We start from the raw sequence: 8464 nt of genomic DNA on the forward strand, positions 1-8464 counted from the left end.
TGTAGAAAAAATGAGGTGTTGAAAGAAAGAAGGGAGTGCGGCGGTCAGCGCGGCATGCGCAGCGCCGTCATGCCGCCGTCGAGGTTGATGACGCTGCCGACCGACGAATGGGCGCCGGCACGGGCCAGGTAGGCCACCGCCTCGCCGACTTCCTGCGGCGACACCATGCGGCCCGTGGGCTGGCGCGCCTCGAACTGCGCGCGCTTGGCGGCGGGGTCCGGCGCACGGGCGGCGAGCTCGGCCATGAACGGCGTGTCGACGGTGCCGGGGCTGACGCAGTTGACGCGAATGCCTTCGGTGACGAGGTCGGCGGCCATGGCCATGGTCATGGACTGCACCGCGCCCTTGGTGGCCGAGTACAGCGCCCGCTGCGGCAGCCCGTTGACGGCGGTGCAGGACGACATGTTGACGATCGCGGCATCTGCCGATTTGCGCAGCCAGGGCAAGGCCGCGCGGGTGGCGCGCATCATGCCGACGACGTTGATGTCGAAGATGCGGTGCCAGTCGGCGTCGCTGCCGTCTTCGATGGTGCCGACGAAACTCACGCCGGCGTTGTTGACGAGGATGTCGATGCGGCCGTGCGCCTCGCCGAAGGCGCCGATGGCCTTGTCGAGCGCGGCCTGGTCGCGCACGTCGGCGACCAGCGCGGTCGCGCCGGCGGGCACGCCATCGACGCCGAGGTCGATCGACGCGACGACGCAGCCGAGGTCGTGCAGCACCTGGACAACGGCCTGGCCGATGCCGGCGGCGCCGCCGGTGACGACCGCGATGCGGCCTTGGAAGGAATCAGTGGTGGAAGTCATCGGTGTGTATCGCGTTGGCGCCAGTGCGCGGTGAGCGCCTCGACCAGCGCCGGGGCGGCGAACAGCGGCGCCATGTGGCCGCCGCCGTCAAGTGTTGAGAAGTCGACCTGGTCCGCACGGCCGGCCGCGGCGAATGCATCGACGATGGCCTGCATGGCCTTGGGCGGCGTGGAGAGGTCGTCGGTGGCGGCGATGCACAGCGTGGAAGGCAGGTCATGCACCAGGCCGGCATAGCCGGGGAACCGCGACAACGCGTGCCACGCGCCGGCGAGGCCTTGCGGCCGCATGGCGGCGAGCGCGGCGCGCGCATAGCGTTGCGGCGCGGCATCCCGCGCGGCGCCGACCTCGCCGAACCAGCGCGCCATGGTCTGCACCGACGCGGCCGCCACGCCGCCGGCCAGCACGTCGGCGCCGCGCTGTTCGAACACCGCGCCGCCGCCCGCCGGCGTCGACAGCAGCGCCAGCGACGCGATGCGCCCGGGTGCTTCGCGCAGGACGGTGGCCGCGAGCAGTGCCGCGACGGCGCCGCCCATCGAATGCCCCATCAGGTGCACGGGCGCGTCGCCGCAGGTCGCAAGGGCCGCGCCGGCGTCTTGCACATACTGCTCGAGCGAGGCGCTGGCCTCGCCCGCGCTGGCGCCGTGGCCCCGCTGATCGAAGGACACCACGCGCCAGCGCTCGCCCAGCGCCAGCCGCAGGGCGTCGAAGGCATGCCGGTCCAGCCCCAGCGAATGCAGGGCGAGCACCGTGCCCGCCGTGCCGTCGCCGCTGCGAACGACTTCCGTGCGGAAGCCGCGGAGCGATTCGGCCGCGCTGCGGATCGCGACGACGGAGGTCATGCAGCGACCGGCTCGCGCTGCACCAGCACGCCGCGTTCGATCAGGGCGGCCACCTCGCCGGCGGCCGTGCCCAGCCAGTCGGCGAGCACCTGCCCGGCGTTCTCGCCCAGGCGCGGCGGGTAGCTCGCAACGCGTTCGGCTTCGCCGACGAAACGGATCGGGTTGCCGACGACCTCGATGTGCTCGCCGTGCGTGCCGTCCAGCGGCAGGACCATGCCGCGGCCGGACTCGCGCGCATCCTGCAGCGCTTCGGGCACGTTCTTGATCAGCGCGACCGGCACGCCGTTGTTCTGCAGCGGGGCGATCCACTCGGCCGCGGCGCGGGCACGGAATGCGTCTTCGAGCAGGGGCCACAAGGCCTCGCGGTTCTTCAGGCGCTTGCCGCCGCTGTCGAAGCGTTCGTCGGCCACGAGCGCGGCCAGGCCCAGCGCTTCGCACAGGCCTTTCCACATGCGTTCGGTGTTCGCGGTCACCACCAGTTCGCGGCCGTCGCCGGCGACGAAGGAGCGGTACGTGGGGATGGAATCATGGCGCGCGCCCTGCGGCTGCGGCGTGGTGCCGGCGACCAGCGCATAGGTGCTCTGGTAGGACAGCATGGCAAGCTGGCAGTCGAGCATGGACACGTCGATGACACGGCCTTCGCCGCTGCGTTCGCGATCGGCCAGCGCGGCGTTGACCGCGATCGCCGCGTACATGCCGGCCACCATGTCGCCGGCCGGGATGCCCAGGCGGACGGCCGGGCGGCCAGGCTCGCCGGTCAGGCTCATCACGCCCGACAGTGCCTGCACGATCATGTCGTAGGCGGGCTTGTCGCGCCACGGGCCGGTCTGGCCGAAGCCGCTGACCGACGCCCAGATCAGCGCCGGCTTGGCGGCACGCAGGGCGGCGATGTCCAGCCCGATGCGGGCGGCCACGCCGGGACGGTAGTTCTCGACCACGACATCGGCTTCGGCAATGAGCCGCTTGACGAGTGCCAGCCCCTCGGGCTGCTTGATGTCGATGGCGACGCTTTGCTTGTTGCGGTTGATGCCGAGGTAGTAGGCGCTGTCGCTGCCGACGAAGTGCGGTGGGATCGCGCGGCTGGAGTCGCCTTCGGGCGCCTCGACCTTGACGACCTCCGCGCCGAGGTCGGCCAGGATCTGCGTGCAGAACGGGCCCGACAGGAAAGTCGTCAGGTCGACGATGCGGTAGCCGGCGAGCGGCTGGGGACGGGAAGATTCGGGATTCATTTGTTGACGGCTCCGAGGTCGTGCGACAACGCCTTGGCGCGCGCGGCGACCTCCTGGCCGATGGCATCGATGCTGGCGTGCGGCATGCGCGCCTTGGGAGAAGTGAGACAGATGCAGCCGATGACGCCGGCCGGACCGAACACCGGTGCGGCGATGCCACGGGCGTCGGGCAGCTTTTCGCTTTCGCTGACGGCCCAGCCGCGCGCGCGGATCTCGGCCAGCTCGGCGGCCAGCGCAGCCGGAAGCGGCGGCGACGCGCCGGTCGCGGGCGACGGACCCTCGGCCGCGAGGATGGATGCAATCACCGGCTCGGGCAGGAAGGCCAGCACGGACTTGCCCGACGCGCCCCAGACCAGCGACAGCGGCTGGTGCAGGTCGATCTGGTACTTGAGCTTCTGCTGGCCGTCGGCGCGCGCCGCAAAACTCAGCGAGCCTTCGGTCGGCAGGTAGAGCCCGAAGACCACGGTCTCGTTGAAGATGCCGGCAATCGCCTCGATCGCAGGCTGGGCGACGGCGGTCGGCGACTTGCCGCCGACGACGCGCGCCGCCACGCGGTAGAACTGCGGGCCGATGCCGTACTGGCCACCGGCCGCGGCGTCGACAAAACCTTCCTTGCGCAGCAACTGCAGCAGGCGGTGCGCGGTCGAAGGCGGCACCTGCATCGAGTCGCTGACCTGCTTGACCGTCACGCTGCCGCCGGCATCGGCCAGCACGGTCAGCAGCGCCAGCGCACGGCTCACGGTGCCGGTGCCGGCGCCCTCGGAAGCGGCCACCGCCGCGGAAAGGTTCGTATCGGTCATTACAGCGTGCGTTCGAACAGGTGGACGGTGCAGGCGCCGTGATCGAGGCCGGCGATGCCGCCGCCCGTGACATGCGACAAGCCGATGCGCGCCTCGTCGACCTGGCGCTCGCCGGCCTGGCCGGTCAGTTGCCAGTACATCTCGACCGCCTGCGCGACGCCGCTGCAGCCGACCGGGTGGCCCTTGGACAGCAGGCCACCGCTCGGGTTCACGACCACGTCGCCGCCGTAGGTTGTCTTGCCGGACTTGAGATAGTCGGCCGACTCGCCCGGCTTGCACAGGCCCAGCGCCTCGTAATAGACCAGCTCGGCGATGGTGAAGGCGTCGTGCAGCTCGACCACGTCGACGTCGGCCGCGCCGATGCCTGCGGCTTCGTAGGCGTCGCTGGCCGAGTGGTAGGTGATCTCGGGACGCAGCATGTCGCGAAAGCCGGTGGTCATCGAGCCCGAATGCAGGATGGACGCGGCGATGCGCACCGCCGGCAGGCCCAGGCGCTTGCGCACCGCATCCGACACCACCAGCACGGCGGCGGCGCCATCGCCGGTCGGACAGCACTGCAGGAGCGTCAGCGGCTCGCAGATGTAGCGCGAGGCCAGCACTTCGTCGGCCGTGACTTCCTTGCGGAACTGCGCGTACGGGTTCTTCGCGCCGTGGCGGCGGGCCTTGACGCTGACCTCGGCAAGGTCCGACGGCTGGGCGCCGCGCTCGTGCAGGTAGCGGCGCGCGCGCATTGCGTACAGCGCGGGCATGACCATGCCCTGCTGCACCTCGGGATCTTCCAGCACCAGCGGCAGGGTGCCGCCGCCGAACTGCGTGAGCTTGTCCACGCCGATGACCAGCACGATCTCGTGGCGGCCGGCCTGGATGTCCTTGTACGCCAGGTGCAGCGCGGTGGCGCCGCCCGAGCAGGCGTTGTCCACGTTGGTGACAGGCACCGAGGCGATGCCCATTTCCTTCACGATGCGCTGGCCGGTCAGCATGCCGCCGAAGGCATGGCCGCACACCACCGACTGGACTTCGGACGGCGCGATGCCGGCGGATGCCAAGGCGTTGAGCACGGCCGGCAGGGCCAGGCCCGAATAGCTGGACTCGCGGTGCTTGCCCATCGGAATCATGGCGGCGCCGACGATGTAGGCCTGGCTCATGCGGATGCTCCTTGTGCGGCGATGGGCGAGACGAACCAGCGGGCGCCGTCGGCGCGCAGTTCGACCGGCTGGTCGCAGCCGAGCGTCTCGCCGCCCGCCTCGACCTGGGCGAGCACGCGCACGCCGTTGTCGAAGTCCACGTAGCCGATGGTGTAGGGCGTGGGACGCGACGACGACACGTGCACCGTCGAGTAGCTGTAGAGCGTGCCGCGCGGGCCGAAGCTCATCGGCTCCATGTCGCGGGCGCCGGTCTCGTGGCAAACGAGTCGCGCCGGAAAGGCGCGGCTGCCGGAGGAACGCGAAACGCTGCCGCGCAGGAAGACCGCGCCGTCGCGGATTTCGAAGGGGCGCTGGTCGGACACGGCCAGGTCGGTGAACGGCAGGGCATCGGCCGCGAAGGCCGACCCTGACGTGGTGGTGACGGATGCTGAGGACATGAGGACTGTTGTGATTGGAATGGGGGGATGGGGCGTCAGGCGGCCCAGAACGCCGCCAGTTCACTGGCGAAGCGCTCGGGCTGCTCGATGGGCGGCGTGTGGCCGGACGCATCGAGCACGAGGTGGCGGCTGCCGGGCACGCGCTCGGCGATGAACTGCATGTCGGCCGGCTTCTTGGCGCGGTCCAGCGCGCCGCTGAACAGCAGCACCGGCATGGCGAGGCGCGGCAGGTCCTCGACATGGCCGGCACGGGCGAAGACTTCGTGCACGGCGTCCGGAATGCGGCTGTCGAGGGCGGCGAAGTGCCGGCGCCAGCGGGCCAGCGCCGGACTGGCGGACTCGATGAACCGGCTGCCGAACATCGTGTTCACCAGGCCCTCGACCAGCGCGGCCGCCCCCTGCTCGCGCAGCGCGGCCTCGAGCGCGGCGAAGCGCTCGGGCTGCTGCTCGGCCTCGGCCGTGCAGCACGACAGCACGCAGGAGCGCAGAAGGTCGGGCCGGCGCAGGGCGAGTTCCATCGCGACGTAGCCGCCCATCGAGCTGCCGACCAGGTGCACCGGACCGTCGCCCAGGGCCTCGACCAGCGCCTCGATGTCGGCGGCGAGCTGGACCATGGTCGGCGCCCGCGCACCGGATTCGCTTCCGCCCTGTCCGCGGTGGTCGGGGCAGACCACGCGCCATGCGACCGGCAGGGCCGCGACCGCCTCGTCGAACATCGATGCGCCGAAGAAAAGAGACGGCAGCAGCACGGCGGTGCCGGACGAAGCCGCAGGCGCCGGACGCTCGAGGAAACGAAGGACGGCACCGTCTTGCGCCGTGAAACTGCCCGTCTGGGGCAAGTGCTGACTCATTGCTTGATCATTCCGTTTAATGGAATGACATTTGATTTACTGGAATGTTGCGCAGTTTATGAAGGCAGGGAGTGCGGCACAAGTTCGGGAAAACCCTATATTGGGGCGTTTTCAGGTCGAGCGTGCCGCAGCTTGGTGCGTGGCTACCTTTCGCTACATCCGCTTCGAGGCCGCGCACCGGAAGCGCTGGCGGATCGCGGCGGCGCGTGCGAGCATCGACGCCCATGATCAAACCCTGGCTGATTGGCTGTGCTTGGGTTTTCGCCGGCGCCGCCAGCGCCGCCGAGAACTGCGAGGCCCTGCGCGCCCAGATCGAAGCGAAGATCGCCGCGGCCGGCGTGGCGCGCTTCACGGTCACCACGGTCGATGCCGCGGCGCCCGCGGAAGGCCAGGTGGTGGGCAGCTGCGAACTCGGCAGCCGCAAGATCGTCTATCAGCGCGATCGCGGCGCCGGCTTCAGCCCCGAGACCGCTGCGCCGCGCCGGCGCGGCGAACCCATGCTGACCGAGTGCAAGGACGGCAGCGTGTCCGTCGGCGGCGACTGCCCCAGATAGCGGCAACGCCGGCGCACGAACACGCTCAGCGGCAGACCGTGGTCGTCCCTATGGGCCGGCAGGTCTTCCCGTCGAGGCTCTGGTAGCGCTCCAGCTGCCCGGAATGGTTGTATCGGTTGCCCTGCCTGTCCTCGCAACCTGCTTCATCGCAGCGGCGGATGCGCGGCCGCATGTCGCGCGGCGGCGGCGACCGGCGATAGGCGCCCGGGGCGGCGTAGCCATCGTCCGGCACCCAGGAATCGACACCGCGATCGCTCCAGCGCGAATCGCCGGCCGGCTCGACGCCGCTGCCGCTGTTGCCGCGCGAGTCGATGACGATGGGGCCTGCGGGTGCCGGTGGCGGGCGCGCGGCGGCCTCCGTCGATTCGCGCTGCAACGGTCTCGGCCGGTCGGCCTCGACGGCCGGATCGGCCGGCTCCGGGATTGCCACACGCCCCACGGGGCGGGCGCCTGCCGGGCAGGCACCGTCGGTGTAGCTGACATGGCCCGCGGCGTCCGCGCAGCGAAGCACCTCGGCGCTGCAAACGGCGCCGAGCATGGTGACCATCACGAGGACGAGATGCCGGGGACGCATGGTGCATTCATTGTGCCGGGTCGCGGCCGCGACGTCCCGGTCCGTGCGCGCTAACATGCTCGACCGAGCGAACCATTCCAGAGAGAGAGCACAAGCCGCATGGCGAACGAGTCCAACCGACAAGCCGAATTGAAGAGGATGGTGCTTTGCGCCTCGTGCGCCGGCATCCAGCGCAACTGGCGCCGCGCACCCGGGCACGCGGAGCTGGTGCAGCTGTCCAGCCGCAAGGAAGAGCGCAGCGACGGCGACCGCGGCGGCCACACCGTCAACGTTACCAGCTACCGGTGCGACGCCTGCGGCACGCGCTGGGAGTACGAGAACGACAAGACGAACCAGCAGGCAGGCTGGTCGGTCGTCGGGCAGTAGCGAGGCAGCGCCTCACCCAGGCTCGCGCAGGGCCAATCCTCCCGAAATGGGAGGACCACTTCGGCGCCTATGCTCCCGCGCGGGCACGGTGGCCGATATCGCGCGAGCACCACAGCGCAAGCATCACCGACCTCGAAACTCGGCGCTACGCCGCTCCCGGAACGATGCAATCCCTTCCTTGCCGTCGTCGCTGGCCATGATCTGCTCGATCCCGCGGTTGATGTGGAAGTTCTGTTCCATCGGCCCCTTCGTGACCGTGCTCAAGGCCATGGCTTTCATGGACTGAACCACCAGCGGCGCGTTGCGCGCCACCTTGTGCGCCACTTCGAGCGCCCGATCGAAGGCCTGGCCGGGCGGCACCACCTCGTTGATCAGGCCGATCTCGCGGGCGCGCTCGGCGGAGATGCTGTCGGCCGTCAGCAGCCACTGCAGTCCGCCCTTGTACTGAAGGCGGCCCGGGAAGCCGCCCATCAGGCCCTGGAACAGCCCCAGCTTGGCTTCGGGGTAGAGAAAGTACGCGTCCGCCCCGGCGAACACCATGTCGGCGTACTGGCACATGACGGCGCCATAGCCGATGGCAGCGCCCTCCACGGCGACGAGGATGGGCTTGTTGCAAGGCACACCGATGTTGGGCATGGCCCAGGCGCCTTCGGAGGGCGTGTCCTTCAGGTCGATGCCGGCGGAGAACATCGCCCCGGCCCCCCGGACGACACAGACGCGCTCGTCGGAGCTGGCGAAGTCCAGCCAGATCTCGCGCAAGGCTTGCACGAGCGCCGGGTTCCAGGCGTTGCGTGCCTCGGGGCGATTCAGCGTCACGATCAGCACATGGCCGTCGCGTTCGGTCAGCACAACTTCAGACATGATTT

At 70.2% G+C, this 8464-nt stretch carries 11 protein-coding genes; 2 read left to right on the top strand and 9 right to left on the bottom strand.

Going from position 1 to position 8464, the window contains the following annotated elements:
* Positions 1 to 44 precede the first annotated feature (44 nt).
* From AB4Z46_RS30910 to AB4Z46_RS30940, 7 genes are read right to left on the bottom strand one after another with little or no spacing between them, the layout of a single operon-like run.
* Positions 45 to 803, bottom strand: coding sequence for an SDR family NAD(P)-dependent oxidoreductase (locus AB4Z46_RS30910; RefSeq protein WP_442287385.1), 759 nt, complete (start codon positions 801 to 803; stop codon positions 45 to 47).
* On the bottom strand, positions 800 to 1642 hold the full coding sequence (locus AB4Z46_RS30915) for an alpha/beta fold hydrolase (RefSeq protein WP_442287386.1): 843 nt from the start codon (positions 1640 to 1642) through the stop codon (positions 800 to 802). Before AB4Z46_RS30915 ends, AB4Z46_RS30910 begins: the two co-directional genes overlap by 4 nt.
* Positions 1639 to 2871, bottom strand: coding sequence for a CaiB/BaiF CoA transferase family protein (locus AB4Z46_RS30920; RefSeq protein WP_442287387.1), 1233 nt, complete (start codon positions 2869 to 2871; stop codon positions 1639 to 1641). Before AB4Z46_RS30920 ends, AB4Z46_RS30915 begins: the two co-directional genes overlap by 4 nt.
* The gene (locus AB4Z46_RS30925) at positions 2868 to 3671 is read right to left on the bottom strand and encodes an IclR family transcriptional regulator (RefSeq protein WP_442287388.1); all 804 of its coding nucleotides are present in this window, start codon (positions 3669 to 3671) and stop codon (positions 2868 to 2870) included. The genes AB4Z46_RS30920 and AB4Z46_RS30925 overlap by 4 nt, the downstream gene beginning before the upstream one ends.
* Positions 3671 to 4816: a thiolase family protein gene (locus AB4Z46_RS30930; protein WP_442287389.1), complete on the bottom strand. Its 1146-nt coding sequence runs from the start codon at positions 4814 to 4816 to the stop codon at positions 3671 to 3673. Before AB4Z46_RS30930 ends, AB4Z46_RS30925 begins: the two co-directional genes overlap by 1 nt.
* A complete protein-coding gene (locus tag AB4Z46_RS30935) occupies positions 4813 to 5253 on the bottom strand; it encodes a Zn-ribbon domain-containing OB-fold protein (protein ID WP_442287390.1) in 441 nt (146 codons plus the stop codon). The genes AB4Z46_RS30930 and AB4Z46_RS30935 overlap by 4 nt, the downstream gene beginning before the upstream one ends.
* A gap of 35 nt (positions 5254 to 5288) precedes the next feature.
* The gene (locus AB4Z46_RS30940; protein ID WP_442287391.1) at positions 5289 to 6104 is read right to left on the bottom strand and encodes an alpha/beta fold hydrolase; all 816 of its coding nucleotides are present in this window, start codon (positions 6102 to 6104) and stop codon (positions 5289 to 5291) included.
* Between the two features lie 224 nt (positions 6105 to 6328).
* Between AB4Z46_RS30940 and AB4Z46_RS30945 the strand changes: the two genes are divergently transcribed.
* Positions 6329 to 6658, top strand: coding sequence for a DUF1161 domain-containing protein (locus tag AB4Z46_RS30945; RefSeq protein WP_442287392.1), 330 nt, complete (start codon positions 6329 to 6331; stop codon positions 6656 to 6658).
* A 25-nt stretch (positions 6659 to 6683) separates the two neighbouring features.
* Here the strand turns inward: AB4Z46_RS30945 and AB4Z46_RS30950 are convergent, their stop codons facing one another.
* Positions 6684 to 7232, bottom strand: a complete 549-nt coding sequence (locus AB4Z46_RS30950; RefSeq protein ID WP_442287393.1) for a DUF4124 domain-containing protein — start codon at positions 7230 to 7232, stop codon at positions 6684 to 6686.
* 99 nt (positions 7233 to 7331) lie between these two features.
* Here AB4Z46_RS30950 and AB4Z46_RS30955 point away from each other — a divergent pair, with 99 nt between their 5' ends.
* Complete coding sequence (locus AB4Z46_RS30955; protein WP_442287394.1) at positions 7332 to 7598, top strand: hypothetical protein; 267 nt, start codon at positions 7332 to 7334, stop codon at positions 7596 to 7598.
* A 123-nt stretch (positions 7599 to 7721) separates the two neighbouring features.
* Here the strand turns inward: AB4Z46_RS30955 and AB4Z46_RS30960 are convergent, their stop codons facing one another.
* Positions 7722 to 8459 carry an enoyl-CoA hydratase/isomerase family protein gene (locus AB4Z46_RS30960; protein WP_442287395.1) on the bottom strand — a complete coding sequence of 246 codons (738 nt, stop codon included), beginning with the start codon at positions 8457 to 8459 and terminating at the stop codon, positions 7722 to 7724.
* Positions 8460 to 8464: the final 5 nt, after the last annotated feature.

The sequence above is a fragment of the Variovorax sp. M-6 genome (assembly GCF_052114385.1).
Classification (GTDB): domain Bacteria; phylum Pseudomonadota; class Gammaproteobacteria; order Burkholderiales; family Burkholderiaceae_C; genus Variovorax.

What these genes read in the sequence shown, in the direction of transcription:
- AB4Z46_RS30945 (WP_442287392.1), top strand. Translation starts at nt 6,329, where the DNA reads ATGATCAAACCCTGGCTGATTGGCTGTGCTTGGGTTTTCGCCGGCGCC.
- AB4Z46_RS30925 (WP_442287388.1), bottom strand. Translation starts at nt 3,671, where the DNA reads ATGACCGATACGAACCTTTCCGCGGCGGTGGCCGCTTCCGAGGGCGCC.
- AB4Z46_RS30940 (WP_442287391.1), bottom strand. Translation starts at nt 6,104, where the DNA reads ATGAGTCAGCACTTGCCCCAGACGGGCAGTTTCACGGCGCAAGACGGT.
- AB4Z46_RS30910 (WP_442287385.1), bottom strand. Translation starts at nt 803, where the DNA reads ATGACTTCCACCACTGATTCCTTCCAAGGCCGCATCGCGGTCGTCACC.
- AB4Z46_RS30955 (WP_442287394.1), top strand. Translation starts at nt 7,332, where the DNA reads ATGGCGAACGAGTCCAACCGACAAGCCGAATTGAAGAGGATGGTGCTT.
- AB4Z46_RS30920 (WP_442287387.1), bottom strand. Translation starts at nt 2,871, where the DNA reads ATGAATCCCGAATCTTCCCGTCCCCAGCCGCTCGCCGGCTACCGCATC.
- AB4Z46_RS30950 (WP_442287393.1), bottom strand. Translation starts at nt 7,232, where the DNA reads ATGCGTCCCCGGCATCTCGTCCTCGTGATGGTCACCATGCTCGGCGCC.
- AB4Z46_RS30915 (WP_442287386.1), bottom strand. Translation starts at nt 1,642, where the DNA reads ATGACCTCCGTCGTCGCGATCCGCAGCGCGGCCGAATCGCTCCGCGGC.
- AB4Z46_RS30935 (WP_442287390.1), bottom strand. Translation starts at nt 5,253, where the DNA reads ATGTCCTCAGCATCCGTCACCACCACGTCAGGGTCGGCCTTCGCGGCC.
- AB4Z46_RS30930 (WP_442287389.1), bottom strand. Translation starts at nt 4,816, where the DNA reads ATGAGCCAGGCCTACATCGTCGGCGCCGCCATGATTCCGATGGGCAAG.
- AB4Z46_RS30960 (WP_442287395.1), bottom strand. Translation starts at nt 8,459, where the DNA reads ATGTCTGAAGTTGTGCTGACCGAACGCGACGGCCATGTGCTGATCGTG.